This is a genomic window from Microbacterium invictum (assembly GCF_014197265.1).
Taxonomy (GTDB): domain Bacteria; phylum Actinomycetota; class Actinomycetes; order Actinomycetales; family Microbacteriaceae; genus Microbacterium; species Microbacterium invictum.
Window position 1 is genome coordinate 1,883,934 of sequence record NZ_JACIFH010000001.1, and the last position, 16,430, is coordinate 1,900,363.

General features: G+C 69.2%; 13 protein-coding genes. 5 read left to right on the top strand and 8 right to left on the bottom strand.

What is annotated here, in order from left to right; translation table 11 throughout:
* Positions 1–3: 3 nt before the first annotated feature.
* The 5 genes from BKA10_RS08955 to guaB all read right to left on the bottom strand — a co-directional run bounded on the left by BKA10_RS08955 (position 4) and on the right by guaB (position 6,592).
* Positions 4–1,122 carry a GuaB3 family IMP dehydrogenase-related protein gene (locus tag BKA10_RS08955; RefSeq protein ID WP_183501130.1) on the bottom strand — a complete coding sequence of 373 codons (1,119 nt, stop codon included), beginning with the start codon at positions 1,120–1,122 and terminating at the stop codon, positions 4–6.
* Positions 1,123–1,188: 66 nt separating this feature from the next.
* Positions 1,189–2,877: an ABC-F family ATP-binding cassette domain-containing protein gene (locus BKA10_RS08960; RefSeq protein ID WP_183499578.1), complete on the bottom strand. Its 1,689-nt coding sequence runs from the start codon at positions 2,875–2,877 to the stop codon at positions 1,189–1,191.
* 255 nt (positions 2,878–3,132) lie between these two features.
* Positions 3,133–3,417: a Fe-S cluster assembly protein HesB gene (locus tag BKA10_RS08965; protein WP_183499579.1), complete on the bottom strand. Its 285-nt coding sequence runs from the start codon at positions 3,415–3,417 to the stop codon at positions 3,133–3,135.
* 411 nt (positions 3,418–3,828) lie between these two features.
* Complete coding sequence (locus BKA10_RS08970; RefSeq protein ID WP_183499580.1) at positions 3,829–4,698, bottom strand: endonuclease domain-containing protein; 870 nt, start codon at positions 4,696–4,698, stop codon at positions 3,829–3,831.
* Positions 4,699–5,089: 391 nt separating this feature from the next.
* Entirely contained in the window at positions 5,090–6,592 is a 1,503-nt protein-coding gene (guaB, locus tag BKA10_RS08975; RefSeq protein WP_183499581.1) for an IMP dehydrogenase, read from the bottom strand.
* A gap of 310 nt (positions 6,593–6,902) precedes the next feature.
* Between guaB and BKA10_RS08980 the strand changes: the two genes are divergently transcribed.
* The 4 genes from BKA10_RS08980 to BKA10_RS08995 are packed head-to-tail and all read left to right on the top strand — an operon-like array spanning position 6,903 to position 10,991.
* The gene (locus tag BKA10_RS08980) at positions 6,903–8,234 is read left to right on the top strand and encodes an ABC transporter permease subunit (protein WP_372491416.1); all 1,332 of its coding nucleotides are present in this window, start codon (positions 6,903–6,905) and stop codon (positions 8,232–8,234) included.
* 9 nt (positions 8,235–8,243) lie between these two features.
* Positions 8,244–9,221 carry a branched-chain amino acid ABC transporter permease gene (locus tag BKA10_RS08985; RefSeq protein WP_183499582.1) on the top strand — a complete coding sequence of 326 codons (978 nt, stop codon included), beginning with the start codon at positions 8,244–8,246 and terminating at the stop codon, positions 9,219–9,221.
* Between the two features lie 40 nt (positions 9,222–9,261).
* A complete protein-coding gene (locus tag BKA10_RS08990) occupies positions 9,262–10,221 on the top strand; it encodes an ATP-binding cassette domain-containing protein (RefSeq protein WP_248198843.1) in 960 nt (319 codons plus the stop codon).
* On the top strand, positions 10,218–10,991 hold the full coding sequence (locus BKA10_RS08995) for an ATP-binding cassette domain-containing protein (RefSeq protein ID WP_183499583.1): 774 nt from the start codon (positions 10,218–10,220) through the stop codon (positions 10,989–10,991). Before BKA10_RS08990 ends, BKA10_RS08995 begins: the two co-directional genes overlap by 4 nt.
* Before the next feature lie 61 nt (positions 10,992–11,052).
* On the opposite strand, the gene BKA10_RS09000 is transcribed toward BKA10_RS08995, so the two are convergent.
* The 3 genes from BKA10_RS09000 to groES all read right to left on the bottom strand — a co-directional run bounded on the left by BKA10_RS09000 (position 11,053) and on the right by groES (position 13,991).
* Positions 11,053–12,321 (bottom strand): ABC transporter substrate-binding protein, encoded by a 1,269-nt coding sequence (locus BKA10_RS09000; RefSeq protein ID WP_183499584.1) that lies wholly within the window; start codon positions 12,319–12,321, stop codon positions 11,053–11,055.
* Positions 12,322–12,447: 126 nt separating this feature from the next.
* Entirely contained in the window at positions 12,448–13,368 is a 921-nt protein-coding gene (gene rarD / locus BKA10_RS09005; RefSeq protein WP_183499585.1) for an EamA family transporter RarD, read from the bottom strand.
* A gap of 326 nt (positions 13,369–13,694) precedes the next feature.
* On the bottom strand, positions 13,695–13,991 hold the full coding sequence (gene groES / locus BKA10_RS09010) for a co-chaperone GroES (protein ID WP_017203655.1): 297 nt from the start codon (positions 13,989–13,991) through the stop codon (positions 13,695–13,697).
* 308 nt (positions 13,992–14,299) lie between these two features.
* On the opposite strand from groES, the gene BKA10_RS09015 reads away from it, so the two are divergent.
* Entirely contained in the window at positions 14,300–16,423 is a 2,124-nt protein-coding gene (locus tag BKA10_RS09015; RefSeq protein ID WP_183499586.1) for an Hsp70 family protein, read from the top strand.
* Positions 16,424–16,430: the final 7 nt, after the last annotated feature.

Sequence of the window (16,430 nt, forward strand, 5' to 3'; positions counted from 1 at the left end):
CCATCAGTGCGCGCGATACGGCGCGACGACGACCTCGACGCGCTGGAACTCCTTCAGGTCGGAGTAGCCGGTCGTGGCCATCGACTTCTTGAGGGCGCCGATGAGATTGGCCGTGCCGTCGGCAACCGGGGCCGGGCCGTACAGGATCTCCTCGAGCGGAGCGACCTGGCCGACCTCGACGCGGCGGCCGCGCGGAAGCTTCGGGTGGCGCGCCTCGGCGCCCCAGTGGTAGCCGGCGCCGGGAGCATCGGTGGCGCGAGCCAGGGCGACGCCGAGCATGACGGCATCCGCCCCCATCGCCAGCGCCTTCACGATGTCGCCCGATGTTCCCACGCCGCCGTCGGCGATGACGTGCACGTAGCGGCCGCCGGACTCGTCGAGATAGTCGCGGCGGGCGCCGGCGACGTCCGAGACGGCGGTCGCCATGGGCGCATGGATGCCGAGGGTCGCACGACTGGTCGAGGCGGCGCCCCCGCCGAACCCGACGAGGACACCGGCTGCGCCGGTGCGCATGAGGTGGAGGGCTGCGGTGTAGGTGGACGCGCCGCCGACGATGACGGGCACGTCGAGGTCGTAGATGAACTTCTTGAGGTTCAGCGGCTCGTCGACGCTCGAGACGTGCTCGGCCGAGACGGTGGTGCCGCGGATGACGAACAGGTCGACGCCGGCGGCGACGACGGTCTCGTAGAGCTCCTGGGTGCGCTGCGGGGTGAGGGCGCCGGCGACGGTGACCCCGCCCTCGCGGATCTGGGCGAGGCGCTCGCGCACCAGCGCGGGCTTGATCGGCTCGGAGTACAGGTTCTGCATGCGGCGGGTGGCGTCGTCGGGCGCGAGGCCCGCGATCTCGGCGAGCAACGGCTCGGGGTCGTCGTACCGGGTCCACAGGCCCTCGAGGTCGAGCACGCCGAGGCCGCCGAGCTGGCCGAGCATGATGGCGGTGCGGGGGCTCATGACCGAGTCCATGGGCGCGCCGAGCACCGGGATCTCGAACCCGAAGGCGTCGATGGACCAGGCTGTGGAGACATCCTCGGGGTTGCGGGTGCGCCGCGAGGGCACGACCGCGATGTCATCGAACGCGTATGCCCGGCGTGCGCGCTTGGCGCGGCCCAGCTCGATCTCCATGGTCACTCCCCCAGCCTACCCACCCCGCGTCCCCCGGACAGCGGGAGCCGCCCGGCCGCCGCGCGTCTACCGCGTCCGCGCGACGCGCGTCTCGTCCCAGACCGGCGCGTCCGACTCGTACACGGTGCCGTCGCCCCCGAACACCACGAACCGGTCGAACGAGCGCGCGAACCATCGGTCGTGCGTGACCGCGAGCACCGTTCCCTCGAACCGCCCGAGGGCGTCTTCCAGCGCCTCCGCCGAGACGAGGTCGAGGTTGTCGGTGGGCTCGTCCAGCAGCAGCAGTGTCGCGCCCGACAGCTCCAGCAGCAGGATCTGCAGCCGCGCCTGCTGCCCGCCGCTCAAACTCTCGAAGGTCTGCTCGGCCTGCCGGACGAGGCCGTAGCGGTCCAGCGCTGAGCTCGCGGCATCCCTCGGCATGCCCGCGCGCGCATCATCGCCGCGGTGGAGGATGTCCAGCAGTGAGCGCCCCACGAACTCGGGATGCCGGTGCGTCTGCGCGAACCACCCCGGAACGACGCGGGCGCCGAGCACCGCGCGGCCGGTGTGCGTCACGGGATCCAGGGCGGCTCCGACGCTCGTGACGTGGCCGAGCGTGCGATCCGGGTCGGTTCCGCCGCGGGCCAGCAGCCGCAGGAAGTGCGACTTGCCGGAGCCGTTCGAGCCGAGCACCGCGACCCGGTCGCCGAACCACACCTCGAGGTCGAACGGCTTCATGAGGCCGGTCAGCTCGAGGCGCTCGGTGACCACGGCGCGCTTGCCGGTGCGGGCGCCGCGCAGGCGCAGCTGCACGTCCTGGTCCTGCGGTCGCTCCTCCGGCGGCCCGGCGTCTTCGAACCGGCGCAGCCGCGTCTGCGCCGCCCGGTACCGTGACGCGAACTCGTCGCTTGCGGTCGCCTTCACCTTCATGTCGGCGACCAGCCGCTTGAGCTTCGCGTGCTCCTCGTCCCACCGCCGACGCAGCTCGTCGAGCCGCGCCATCCGGTCCTCCCGGGCGCGGTGGTAGGTCGCGAAGCTGCCGCCGTGGACCCAGGCGGTACTGCCCGCACCCCCGACTTCGAGGGTCACGATGCGGTCGGCGGCCCGCGCGAGCAGCTCGCGGTCGTGCGAGACGAGCAGCACCGTCTTCGACGTCGCGCGCAGGCGCTCCTCGAGCCACCGCTTGCCCGGCACGTCGAGGTAGTTGTCGGGTTCGTCGAGCAGCAGGACCTCGTCCGGCCCGCGGAGCAGGGCTTCCAGCGCGAGCCGCTTCTGCTCTCCGCCCGACAGTGAACCGAGGTCGCGATACTGCGCACGCGCGTACGGGATGCCCAGGGCCGCCACGGTGCTGGCATCCCACATCGTCTCGGTCTCGTACCCGCCCGCCTCGGCGTACTCGGCCAGCGCGGTGGCGTAGCGCAGCTGAGTGTCCAGATCGTCGTGCTCGATGATGGCCACCTCGGAGTCGGCCAGTTCGCGCGCGGCCGCCGCGACGCGCGCGGGAGCGACGGAGACGAGCAGGTCGTGCACGGTCTGGCCCTCGCGGCCATGGCCGACGAACTGATCCATGACGCCCAGGCCGCCGCTGATGGTGACCGCGCCGCCGTGCGGGGCGAGCTCGCGTCGTGCAATGCGCAGCAGGGTGGTCTTGCCCGCGCCGTTCGCGCCGATGAGTGCGGTCGTGGTGCCCTCGCCGACCCGGAAGGAGACATCGTCGAGCAGCGGCCTCCCGTCGGGGAGGGTGAACGAGACGCCGTTGATGTCGAGATGGCCCATGCCTGCAGTCCTGCCTGTCGCCCGCGTGGGCAGCCGATCAGCCTATCCGACGGGCGTGGCGCGCGTGCGTCGTGGCGTCCACGCGGCGTATCCGGGCGGCACCCGGCATCCACTCGGCATCCACGCGGCGCATCCGCGCGGCACCCGGCATCCACTCGGCATCCATTCGGCGCATCCGGGCGGCACCCGGCATCCACTCACCCCCACGCAGCACGTGGGCCCCGGCACCGCAGTACCGGGGCCCACGTCAGCGCATCAGGGCTGCTGCAAGAGCGCGAAGCGCACCGCGCCCTCGGCGTCGGGGGCGGCGTCGAGCACCTTGTCGTCGAGGGCCACTGCGGCCGTCTCGTCGAGGAAGATGCGAGCGCCCGCCTCGGCGACGACCGTGTCGTCCTGCTGCGGCTCAGGCGTGACGCTGAGTGCGAATCCGTTCGCACCGGTGCCGTCCTCCGCAATCCGCACCCCGCCGGTGTCGGCGGCGTTCGCGTTGGCGACGATCGACTCGACGGCCGCGCGTGCTTCGGTGGTCATGGTGAGCATGGCTACTCCTTATGTCGTCGGGCGTTGGAGCAGGCCACGATTCCGAGAATGCCGACGGACCTCAAGCTCTGACACGCCTACGGAGGCGACTCCCAGGATTTCGGGCCGGCCCGGGTCCCACGCAGATCCTCAAGTGCGCAGATTCGCGCCTTCTCCGCATCCAGACCCCGGATCGGGTGCGACCTTCGCGCGATTCTGCGCACTTGGTGACAAGTGGATGCCGCGGGGCGGCACTGCGCGGCGCGGGTGCACTGCCGCGGCGCTGCGCGTGCGGCACGTCGCGAGGTGAAAGCAGGGCGGGGCGTGCGGTGCGTCGCGAGGTGAAAGCGGGGCGGCGCGTGCGGTACGTCGCGAGGTGAAAGCAGGGCGGCGCGTGCGGTACGCCGCGAGGTGAAAGCGGAGCCGCATGGGTCACGCCGCGAGGTGAAGCCCGGCGGCGACGGCGCGGCGGATGAGCGCCTCGGTCGTGAGCCAGTCGTGGACGATCTGCGCGTAGCTGAACCGCAGCACGGTGTAGCCGCGCAGCCGCAGCTCGGCGTCATGCGCGATGTCGCGCCCGCGCTGCGCGCTCGAGTTGTGGAACTCCCACCCGTCGATCTGAATGACCAGGCGGTCGCCGACGAGCAGGTCGACGAAGCGCCCCGCGATCTTCGCCTGCTGAAGCACACGCAGTCCCCAGCGGCGCAGCGGCTCGACCACGAGGACCTCCAGCCCGGAGTCCGACAGTCCCTGCACCGACTCGGCCAGATCCTTCGCCGCCCGCGAGGGCCACCGCACCCGCCGCAGCGACTCGAGAGTCAGCCTCTCCTTCTGCACGGCAGACTCCCACAGCACGAGCGCGGCGTCGCGCGGCTGACACAGCGCGATGTGCGCGAGCGCATCCTCGACCGTCCCCTCGAGGCTGCGGCCGGCGGGTGCCAGTGGCTTGGTCCAGTGGGTCACCCCCGACCAGTCGGCCCCGAGCCTGGGGGATCCGGAGCCGGGCACCAGGTGCAGATGGACTGCCATGCCTATGCCTTCCGGCATCCACCACCTCTTGCGACGTGCGAGCGTCGTACAGGTCACACGTCCACCCGCGCGTGCCGCGGCGGTGAGCTCAGCGGGCGCGTCGGACAGGTGCACCCAGGTGCGCCGGATCGTCGTTGCCCCGCCCTCACGCACGAACGTGCGCATGAGCTGCAGCCCGAATCCCGCCCCCAGGATGTCCTCACGGTGCGCGATGCCGTTGCGCTCGGTCAGCCAATTCTTCAGGTCCTCCGCGGACTTCTTCTGCGCTGCCATGCTGGCATCCTGCCCGCCGAACATCGCCCGGCGGCCGGCCGCCGTCAACCCGTGGATAACTCCACCCTGGGGAGGAAGCGATGAGTCTGGGCTTCCCACGCCCGAACCCCGGCAGCCGACTCGCAAGTGCGCAGAGTCGCGCCAACCTCGCACCCAAACCCCGGATCCGATGCGAAGTTGGCGCGATTCTGCGCAGTTGGTGACATGGATGCCGCGGGGCGCGCCCCAGCCCGCGCGTGGATGCCGCGGGGCGCGCCCCAGCCCGCGCGTGGATGCCGCGGGGCGCGCCCCAGCCCGCGCGTGGATGCCGCGGGCCGCGCCCCAGCCCGCGCGTGGATGCCGCGGGGCGCGCCCCAGCCCGCGCGCGCCAGCCGCGCGCCGAACCGACCGCCTACCTCTTGTAGTTGGGGGCCTCGACCACGATCTGCACATCGTGCGGGTGTGACTCTTTGAGCCCCGCCGAGGTGATGCGCACGAACTTGCCGCGCGCCTTGAGCTCTTCGACCGTGCGCGCGCCGACGTAGAACATCGACTGCCGGAGGCCCCCCACCAGCTGGTAGGCCACGGCGGACACCGGGCCGCGGTACGCGACCTGGCCCTCGATGCCCTCGGGGATCAGCTTGTCGTCGTTGGGCACATCGGCCTGGAAGTAGCGGTCCTTCGAGTACGACGTCTTCTTGCCGCGCGTCTGCAGTGCACCGAGCGAGCCCATGCCGCGGTACATCTTGAACTGCTTGCCGCCCTGGAACACGATCTCGCCCGGCGACTCGTCGGTGCCGGCCAGCAGCGAGCCGAGCATGACGGTGTCGGCCCCGGCGACGAGCGCCTTGGCGATGTCGCCCGAGTACTGCAGGCCGCCGTCGGCGATGATCGGCACGCCGGCCTCTCGCGCGGCCAGGTACGCCTCGTGGATCGCGGTGATCTGGGGCACGCCGACGCCGGCGACGATGCGGGTGGTGCAGATCGAGCCCGGTCCGACGCCGACCTTGACGGCATCCGCTCCGGCGTCGATGAGCGCCTGCGCGCCCTCGCGGGTCGCGATGTTGCCGCCGATGACGTCGACACCGTCGAACGACGTGTCGGCCTTGAGCCGGCGAACGAGGTCGATGACCCCGGCGGACTGGCCGTTGGCGGTGTCGACCACGAGCACGTCGACGCCCACGTCGCGCAGCGCCTCGGCACGCTCCCACGCGTCGCCGAAGAAGCCGATCGCCGCGCCCACGCGCAGGCGGCCGTGCTCGTCCTTGGTCGCGAGGGGATACTTCTCGCTCTTGTCGAAGTCCTTGATGGTGATGAGGCCCGCGAGCTTGCCGTCGTCGTCGATGAGCGGCAGCTTCTCGACGCGGTGCTTGGCGAACAGCGCGATGACCTCGTTCGCGCCGATGCCCACGCGGCCGGTGACAAGGCCCTCCGAAGTCATGACGTCGCGCACCTTCGTGGCCTGCTTCTCGAAGCCCGACACGAACCGCATGTCGCGGTTGGTGATGATGCCCACGAGGTGCCCATCCTCATCGACGACGGGCAGGCCCGAGATGCGATACTGCGCGCACAGTGCGTCGACCTCGTCGATCGTCGCATCGGGAGTCGTGGTGATCGGGTCGGTGATCATGCCCGACTCGCTGCGCTTGACGCGGTCGACCATCGAGGCCTGGTCGGCGATGGAGAGGTTGCGGTGCAGGATGCCGATGCCTCCCTCCCGCGCGATCGCGATCGCCATGCGCGATTCGGTCACTGTGTCCATGGCCGATGACAGCAGCGGCGTCGCGACGGTGATGCGGCGGGTCAGTCGCGAGGAGGTGTCGGCCTCGGACGGAATGACATCGGTGTGCCCGGGCAGCAGCAGGACGTCGTCGTAGGTCAGTCCGACGAATCCGAACGGGTCGTTGTACTCCATGGTTCTCCTGCGCCGCGCGGCGCGTATCTCGTGTGGACGGCGACGGCCGGCGCAGGGGGCGCGCCTTGACATATCCTAAGCGGCCAGCCTCCGAATTCATTCCCGGATCCTCCCGAGAAGGCGAGTGGATGCCGGTACTCTCGGACCCACGCCACGCGAAAAGCGAGTAGGCGAAACAACGCCGACACATTACGCTCGTACCGTCGTTCATCAATGCAGATGCGATCGCATCACCCGAAGATGCGCCCGGACTGGAGGATCTGTGAGTCCCACGACCCTGACCGCACGGCGCCTGTTGAGGTGGCCTGTCCTGCTGGTGGGAGTTCTGCTGGCAGGTGCCATGCTGCTGCTCAGCAGCCCGGGCGCCGCCCATGCCGATACGGCCGGCAGCGCTACCGCGCCCGACACCCCGGGCGGAGACCAGGAACAGACCGATTTCTACTTCGGCGGGGTCATCCGGTTCGATGACGAGCCGGTCGCCGGCGTCACGATGTCGATCGAAGGCGGCGGCTTCGAGGCCGCGACGGTGACCGACGCCGAAGGCAAGTGGCGCCTGTACGTGCCCGAGAAGGACGTCTACGTCCTCACCGTCGACGAGGACACCCTGCCGGACGGCATCATCGTCGACGCGGCCCAGCTGCCTGAGGGCACGCAGCCGCAGGAGGGCACGACCGCCTCATTCGAGGTCGAGTTCGGCCAGACCGGGTCGAAGGTGCTCAACCTGTTCCTCGGCGCGGGCGAGCGCATCACCACCTCGTGGATCGACCAGCTCGTCGAGCGCATCATCAACGGTCTCAACTTCGGCCTGCTGCTGGCTCTGGCCGCTGTCGGCGTCTCGCTGATCTTCGGCACCACGGGGCTGACCAACTTCGCGCACGCCGAGATGGTGACCTTCGGCGCCATGATGGCTGTGGTCTTCGGCGTGACGATGGCGATCCCGATGTGGCTGACGATCCCGCTGGTCATCCTCGTGGGCGGGTTGTTCGGGTATGCGCTGGATGCCGCACTCTGGCATCCACTGCGCCGAAGAGGCCTCGGGATCGTGCAGGTGATGATCGTCAGCATCGGTCTCTCGCTCGCGATCCGCTACATCTTCCTGTTCATCTGGGGCGGCTCGACGATGCAGCTGCCCGGCGCCGGTGCGCCGAAGATCCAGATCTGGGGGCCGATCCGGCTCTCGGTGGTCGACATGATGTCGATGGGCATCAGCATCGTGGTCCTGATCGCGGTCGCGTTCTGGCTGCTGAAGACACGCATCGGCAAGGCGACCCGGGCCATCTCGGACAACCCGGGCCTGGCCGCGGCATCCGGAATCAACGTCGACCGGGTCATTCGGATCGTCTGGATCCTGTCGACGGCGCTGGCGGCCCTCGGCGGCATCCTGTGGGGCTACTTCCGCCCCGGCGTGCGATGGGACATGGGCGTGCACATCCTGCTGCTCATCTTCGCCGCGGTGATCCTGGGCGGACTCGGCACCGCGTTCGGTGCACTGATCGGCGCGATCATCGTCGGTCTACTGGTCGAGGTCTCCACGCTGTGGATGCCCTCGGACCTCAAGTATGTGGGCGCGCTGGCCGTGCTCATCATCATTCTGCTGGTGAAGCCACAGGGCATCCTGGGGCGCAAAGAGAGACTCGGATAGGAGGCGACCATGGATTGGGGAGGAATTCTCAACAACACCGCGGGTTGGCTGCTCAGCCCGACCACGATCGCCTACGCCCTGGCGGCGACCGGTCTGGCCGTGCACTTCGGCTACGCCGGCCTGCTGAACTTCGGTATGGCCGGGTTCATGGCGATCGGCGCGTACGGTTACGCGATCTCGATCCTGTCGTTCGGTCTCCCGTGGTGGGTCGGCATCCTCGTCGGAATGGTGGGGGCGACGATATTCGCGTTCATCCTGGGTATACCGACGCTGCGACTGCGCGCCGACTATCTCGCCATCGTGACGATCGCGGCCGCCGAGATCGTGCGCCTGCTGTTCACGACCACGGTGTTCGACCGATGGACGAACTCGGCCGACGGACTGGCCGGCTATCACGCCGGGTTCCGCGCGGCCAACCCGTTCCCGCCGGGCTCCTACGGGTTCGGGCCGTGGGTGTTCACCGCCGACCAGCTGTGGACCCGGGTGTTCGGACTGTTCCTGCTGGCGATCGCGGTCCTGATCGTCTGGCTCGTGATGCGCAGCCCGTGGGGACGCGTCCTCAAGGGCATCCGCGAGGACGAGGACGCGGTACGGTCGCTGGGCAAGAACGTGTTCGGCTACAAGATGCAGGCGCTCGTTCTCGGCGGCATCTTCGGTGCACTGGGCGGCGTTGTGATCTCGCTCCCCTCGGCGGTCATCCCCGGGACGTACGTGACCAGCCTCACGTTCTTCCTGTGGACGATCCTGCTGCTGGGCGGCGCGGCCACGGTGTTCGGACCGGCGCTGGGCGCGGTGATCTTCTGGGTCATCATGTCCTTCCTGGACGGCGTGCTGCCTGCACTGGCGTCCGCCGGCATCCTGCCCATCTCTGGAACCCAGGCTGGAACCCTGCGTTACGTGCTGGTGGGCATCGCGCTGATGCTGCTGGTCATATTCCGGCCGCAGGGAATCCTCGGAAACAAGAGGGAGCTGACCTTTGTCAAGTAACCCGCCGTCACATGACGCACCCGATGCGCCGGTCCCGCCGGTGACCGGCAGCATCCCTCGCCCCAAGACGGGCGGGCTGGCCAAGGGCGACCCGGTCCCCGGTGTCGCCAAGACCGACCCGATCGTCGTGATCGACAACGTGTCACGACGCTTCGGCGGCCTCACCGCCGTCGACGTCGAGCACCTCGAGATCCCGCGCAACGCCATCACGGCGCTGATCGGCCCGAACGGTGCCGGCAAGACGACACTGTTCAACCTGCTGTGCGGATTCGACAAGCCCAACAGCGGCACGTGGGAGTTCAACGGCAAGTCGCTCTCCGGCATCCCTTCCTTCAAAGTGGCCCGGATGGGTCAGGTCCGCACCTTCCAGCTGACCAAGGCACTGTCGCTGCTCACGGTGATCGAGAACATGAAGCTCGGGGCGCCCGACCAGGTGGGCGAGTCGTTCTGGGCCAGCCTGCTGCCGTTCCTGTGGCGCAAGCAGGAGACGGGTATCGAGGAGAAGGCGCGCGGTCTGCTCGAGCGCTTCAAGCTCGACGCCAAGGCCGACGACTATGCAGCGTCTCTTTCGGGCGGCCAACGGAAGTTGCTCGAGATGGCGCGGGCACTCATGAGTGATCCGACGCTGGTCATGCTCGACGAGCCGATGGCCGGCGTGAACCCTGCGCTGACCGAGTCGCTGCTGGATCACATTCTGGATCTCAAGGAGCTGGGAATGACGGTGCTGTTCGTCGAGCACGACATGCACATGGTTCGCCACATCGCCGACTGGGTCGTCGTGATGGCCGAGGGCCGTGTCGTGGCCGAGGGGCCGCCGGACGTCGTCATGCAGGACCATGCGGTCATCGACGCGTATCTCGGCTCGCATCAGGATGTCGACCTCGGCGTGGTCACCGGGCGTATCGCCGGCGAACTGGACGAATCGGCGCAGGAACTGCTCGAGGAGATCAACGCCGAAGAGGCGCAGTCGATCGCCGAGGCCGAGGAGGAGAACAAGTGACCGACCTCACCACGGGCGCGGCTGTCGCCGAGGAAGATGCCAAGACGGACCGTGTCGTCGTCAACGTGCAGGATCTCGTCGCGGGGTACCTGCCGGGCATCGACATCATCAACCACGCGAACCTGGTCGCCCGCAAGGGCGAGCTGATCGGCATCATCGGGCCGAATGGCGCGGGCAAGTCGACGCTGCTGAAGGCGATCTTCGGAATGGTCAAGGTGCGCAGCGGTGAGATCACCGTGAACGGTGAGTCGATCGTCGGGCTGAAGTCGGACAAGCTCGTCGCGCGTGGGGTCGGGTTCGTGCCGCAGACCAACAACGTGTTCCCCTCACTGTCGATCGAGGAGAACCTGCAGATGGGGCTCTACCAGAATCCGAAGGCGTACGCCGAACGGCTCGAGTTCGTGACGGGCATCTTCGCCGAACTCGGAAAGCGACTCAAGCAGCGCGCCGGTTCGCTCTCGGGTGGAGAGCGCCAGATGGTGGCGATGAGCCGTGCCCTCATGATGGACCCCGCCGTGCTGCTGCTCGACGAGCCCAGCGCCGGCCTGTCGCCGGTGCGACAGGACGATGCCTTCATCCGGGTATCAGACATCAACAAGGCCGGAGTGACGACCATCATGGTCGAGCAGAACGCGCGACGGTGCCTGCAGATCTGCGACCGCGGTTACGTTCTCGACCAGGGCCGAGATGCCTACGAGGGCACCGGCCGTCAGCTGTTGAACGATCCCAAGGTGATCGGCCTGTACCTCGGCAGCCTCGGCGCCGACTGATCCGCAGCAGGCAACGGAAACGGCCCCGGGGTTGAACCCCGGGGCCGTTCTCGTCGCTGCGTCAGTTGATGCGCGTGTGCGTGTTGTCGGCGCCGTACTGGAAGATGCCGATCGTGGCCTCGGTCGGGTCACCGGCGTCGTCGAACTTCACGCCACCGGAGTAGCCGTCGTAGTCGGCCACGCCGCCGTCGAGGATGATGTCGGCGCAGTCGGCGAACGACAAGCACTTCTCACCCTCGCCCGAGCCGCCGGACACTTCCTGCAGCTTGCCGGCGATGTCGGCCGCGTCGCTGGAGTTGGCCGCGAGTGCTGCCAGCGCCATCAGCACGACGGCGTCGTAGGACTCCGCCGCGTAGTTGAAGTCGACGAGCTCCTTGCCACCGCTCTGCTCGGCCCACTGCGCGGTCAGACGCTCCTGGAAGTCGTCCGCGAGCACAGGTCCGGGCTGCGTGCCCTTCGAGCCCTCGATGGAGACCGGCATGTCGGCGCCCCACTGCGAGATGTTGCCATCCACGAAGTAGAAGTTGCCGCCGGGGAAGCCGTCGTTGACGAACGTCGGGACGATCGTCGAGGTCTCCTCGAAGCCGATGACCGCGATGGCGTCGGGGTTCTGCGCCGAGATCGACGAGACCTGGGCGCTGAAGTTCGTGTCACCGACGTTGTACGACTCGCTGGCGACGACCTCGCCGCCGGTGCCCTCGAACGTCTCGGTCAGCGCGGCCTCGAGGCCGGTGCCGTAGGCGTCGTTGAGGTAGATGATGCCGAGCGTGGCGTGCCCGTCCTCAGCGATCAGGTTGCCGAGGACCTCGCCCTGGAGCAGGTCGCTCGGTGCGGTGCGCCAGTAGAGGTTGTCGTCGTCCCAGGCGGTGAAGTCAGGCGACGTGTTGGCCGGGGAGAAGGTGATGACACCGGCCGAGACCGCCTGGTCGAGGAACAGCTTCGTCACACCCGAAGAGGCAGCACCCACGAGAGCCTGCACGTCCATGCCCAGCAGGCGCGGCACGGTGGTCTCGTAGGCCTTGTTGTCGGGGTCACCCGAGTCGCCGTATTCGACCTCGACGGTGATGCCCTTGGCTGCCTCGTTGACCTCGGCTGCGGCCAGGCCGACGCCGGCCTCCTCGGGCGGGCCGAGGTAGGCGAGTGAACCGGTCTGCGGGAGGACGGTGCCGATGCTGAGCGTCAGCTCAGCACGGTCAACCGGGTCCGGCGCGTCGTCCGTCGGCGCGGGGGTACCCCCGCCGCTGCAGCCGGCCAGAATGACAGCGCTGGCACTCGCGACAGCGATGGCGCCGAGGACCTTTCCAGCGCGAGAACGTGTGAAGACGCTCATGTTGCTCCTTGCAATAGGTGTACATCGGGGTCGACTCGGGCGCCTTCCCCAGTGCGATAAACCTAACCGGCAACCTGTCTCGTGAGTGTTGCCGTTCGTTAACGATCTGTAACGCAGTCCGAATCGTTATGTTGTCGGGGCGATCACGGGGCGACGGGCATGCCGGATCGAGTCCGCCATCAGGATCACGAGGGCCACCCAGACCAGTCCGAAGCCGATCCAGCGCTCGAGCGGCATGGGCTCATGCATGATCCACACCCCGGTGATGAACTGCATGACGGGCGCGACGAACTGCAGCAGGCCGATGACGACGAGAGGCGCGCGGCGGGCTCCGGCGGCGAAGAACAGCAACGGGATCGCGGTGACTGCTCCGGCTGCCAGCAGCAGCCAGGTGTGTGCCGCGCCGGACTGCCCCATGGTGATGCCGGTCGTGGCCGCGACCACGATCAGCTGGCCGACCGCGATCGGCACCAGCCACAGCGACTCCAGGGTCAGTCCACTGATCGCGTCGACGCTCGGCCCGATCTGCTTCTTCACGAGCCCGTAGGTGCCGAAGCTGGCTGCGAGGGTGAGCGCGACCCAGGGGAACGTTCCGTAGCCGACGATGATGACGATGACGGCGAGCGCCGCGAAGCCGATCGCGAACCATTGCGCGCGGCGCACCTCCTCCTTGAGGACGAGCACCCCCAGCAGCACGGTCACGATCGGGTTGATGAAGTAGCCGAGGCTGCCCTCGACGACACGGCCCGTGAGGATGCCGATGAGGAAGACCTGCCAGTTCACGTAGATCAGCAGGCCGGCGATGATCGTCCAGAACACGAGCCGCTTGTTGCGCAGGATCGCGATCAGCTTCGGCCAGGTGCGGGTCACCGTGAGCAGCAGCGCGCAGAACACGAGCGACAGGAGGACCCGCCAGGCCACGACCTCCCAGGGGCCGGTAGGCGCGAGCTGCAGGAAGTAGAGGGGCATGAACCCCCACAGGAAGTAGGCGACGAACGCATACACGCCGCCGAGGGTCTGCTCCTTGGCATGCTCTTCCGGCGTCATGAGTGCAAGCCTAGAACGGTCATGACGGATGCCGGTGCGCTCCGCCCGCGGCATCCTGCCGACCTGCGTTCATCACCTGCCACCCCGCGGTCGGAAAGTGACGTGCGGCGTTCGTCTCGCAGGACTTTTCGACGATCCCGCGCGTGTCGACGGCGTGTCGTGGCCGAGTGGACGCCACTGTCCTGCGAACCGAACGGACTCAACCGGACCGGACCGGACCGAGTGAGCGCCGGCCGACCAACGTGCCACCGGGGCAGAAAAACCGGGGCAGAAAAGACGAAGGGCCCGGATGCCACGCATCCGAGCCCTTCGATCAGTTCAGAGTGTCAGCGAACGACGACCGCCAGGACGTCGCGGGCCGACAGCACGAGGAACTCGTCGGCGCCGAACTTGACCTCGGTGCCGCCGTACTTGCTGTACAGGACGCGGTCGCCGACGGCGACGTCGAGCGGAACGCGGTTGCCGTTGTCATCGATGCGACCGGGGCCGACGGCCACGACCTCGCCCTCCTGGGGCTTCTCCTTGGCAGTGTCAGGGATGACGAGTCCACTTGCGGTGGTCTGCTCTGCCTCGACCTGCTTGATGACGATACGGTCCTCGAGCGGCTTGATGGAAACCGACACGGTCTACCTCTTTCGTGTTCTTGGGGGTCTTGCTTCAAGACTCAATTAGCACCCACACACCGAGAGTGCTAACGCAAGTCTAGGGGGCGGCTGGCACTCTCGCAACGCGAGTGCCAATCCGATCACTCCCCCATCCCCCCAACGGATCTGGAACGCGAATCCCCTATCCCCCGGGAAGATCACGGAACAGCAACGCCATTTCGGCCCCGGCTCTATGAATGCACCCCCGGAAGGGGTAGGAAAGAGGTCGGGGCTGACTCCAAAGTTACTGTGCCGCTCAGGGCAACACGTGGGTTCGGGGGGATCGCGTGTCAGATGGATTGCTGTACTGCGCCGTCGATGTGGGGACATCAAGGACATCGACGGCCATCGCCGAGGTCGAGGCGACAGGCGTCGTCGTGCGCACGTCGCACCTGGGTCACGGCGGCGACACCGCGCCGTCGGCCGTGTTCGTCGCGGACGATGAGATCCTCCACGGCGACCTCGCGGAGCGGCGCGGCGTCGGCGAGCCCGCCCGCCTGCTGCGGGACTACAAGCGCCGCATCGGCGACGAGGTGCCGCTGACCGTTGCGGGTCGCTCGGTCACGGCCCAGGAGCTGTACGCGCGCACGGTCGAGTGGGCCGTCGCCACGGCCACCGCCGGTCGCGAGCCCGCCGGGCTCACGGTGACCGTTCCGGCCGCCTGGGGCACGCACCGCCGCGACCTCGTCCGCGCCGCGCTCGCCGCACGCGGCCTGCCCGACCCCACGCTCGTCTCCGAGCCCGAGGCGGCCGCCTACCACTACGCGGCGCAGAGCGAGTGGAGCCCCGGCGCGGTCCTGGCCGTCTACGACCTCGGGGCCGGCACCTTCGACATCGCCTTCGTGCGCGTCGGCGAGACACCAGCCGAGATGACCGTCCTGCACACCGCGGGCATCGACGATCTGGGCGGCGCCGACTTCGACGACGCCGTCGTCGAACACGTGCTCTCGTCGGCCGGGCGGGTCACCGCCTCGGCGGCGCCGGTGACGCTGGCCACCCTGCGCCGCGAGTGCGTCGCGGCCAAAGAGGCGCTCTCGTTCGACACCGAGGCCGCGATCCCGGTGATGCTCGATGGCACGGGGGGCACCGTCCGGCTCGTGCGCAGCGAGTTCGAGGCGATGATCGACGACACCATCGCCCGCACGGTGCACACGTTCGACGACGCCCGCGTCGCGGCGGGCCTGAAGCCGGACGAGATCACCGCGGTCCTGCTGTCGGGTGGGTCCAGCCGCATTCCGCTGGTCGCCCAGCTTCTGTCGGAACAGCTCGATCTGGACCTGAGAATGGATGCCGACCCGAAAGCGGTCGTCGCGCTCGGCGCCGCGCGGGCGAAGGCGGACGCCGCCGCGGCCGTGACGGCGTCGCTCGCCGAGCTCGAGCCGGCGGGACGCACCGGGCCGGCCGCGTGGCTCGCCTCCCTCGACCCGGCCACAGACCTCGATTCAGCCGCGACAGACCTCGAGACAACCGGGGCCGTCGCGGCGGCGGATGCTCGCACCCCCGTCGCCATCACCGCCGGTGCCGATGCGCGTCCGCGCCTCGCTCCGGCACTGCTGGCACTCCACCCGCGCCGCTGGCGGATGGCGATGACGGGCACCGCCGCCGCGGCGACCCTGGTGGGCACGCTCGCCCTCGGCAGTTCGGTCGCGACAGCCCAGGGCCTGCTGCCGGTGGACGCGCCGGCCGCCGGCAGCCTCGACAGCGCCCTGGCCTACACGGGCACGCTGTCGTCGCTGACGCGCCCGTACGAGATGGATGCCGGCAGCTCACTCCCGTGGGTCACCGAGCTGCCGGCCGAGGGCGCAGTCCCACCCGCAGCGGAGCCGGGTGACACCGCACCGCCCGCCGGCGAGGCACCCGACGACGCGGACGCACGCAGCGACGAACCCGAGCCGAATCCGTTCTCGCCGGTGCTGCCGGCCGATCCGGACGAGGACGAAGCCGGCGCCGAGCCCGCCCCCGCCGACCGCTTCCTGGTGCACGCCGAGGAGGTGGCCGAGGCGGAAGCCGCAAAGGACCCGCCGGCAGCACGTCCCGCCGGCTCCAGCACGCCGGCGCCGCGCGCCAGCACGTCACCGTCACCGAAGCCGTCCGCCGCGGCGTCGGCGACACCCAGCCCCTCGCCGACCTCGAGTCCGGCCAGCACGCCGACACCGACGCCCACCCGCAGTGCGACGCCGACACCGGATCCGTCGCCGAGCACCGCACCGGATCCGACACCGGACCCCACGCCCAGCACCGCGCCCGACCCGACACCCACGTCCGAGCCTTCCCCGGACCCCTCGCCCACATCCGACCCCACGCCGGACCCCGCCCCGACCTCCGAACCCACGCCGGACCCCTCGCCGACATCGGAACCGAGCCCGCCTCCCAGCCCAGGCCCCACACCAGAGTCGACGACAGGCGCCTGACCGGCGC

Bases quoted from the DNA above. Each gene is read 5' to 3' on its own strand.
- BKA10_RS09000 (WP_183499584.1), bottom strand. From the start codon at position 12,321: ATGAGCGTCTTCACACGTTCTCGCGCTGGAAAGGTCCTCGGCGCCATC.
- BKA10_RS08960 (WP_183499578.1), bottom strand. From the start codon at position 2,877: ATGGGCCATCTCGACATCAACGGCGTCTCGTTCACCCTCCCCGACGGG.
- BKA10_RS08970 (WP_183499580.1), bottom strand. From the start codon at position 4,698: ATGGCAGCGCAGAAGAAGTCCGCGGAGGACCTGAAGAATTGGCTGACC.
- BKA10_RS08965 (WP_183499579.1), bottom strand. From the start codon at position 3,417: ATGCTCACCATGACCACCGAAGCACGCGCGGCCGTCGAGTCGATCGTC.
- BKA10_RS08985 (WP_183499582.1), top strand. From the start codon at position 8,244: ATGGATTGGGGAGGAATTCTCAACAACACCGCGGGTTGGCTGCTCAGC.
- rarD (WP_183499585.1), bottom strand. From the start codon at position 13,368: ATGACGCCGGAAGAGCATGCCAAGGAGCAGACCCTCGGCGGCGTGTAT.
- BKA10_RS08955 (WP_183501130.1), bottom strand. From the start codon at position 1,122: ATGGAGATCGAGCTGGGCCGCGCCAAGCGCGCACGCCGGGCATACGCG.
- guaB (WP_183499581.1), bottom strand. From the start codon at position 6,592: ATGGAGTACAACGACCCGTTCGGATTCGTCGGACTGACCTACGACGAC.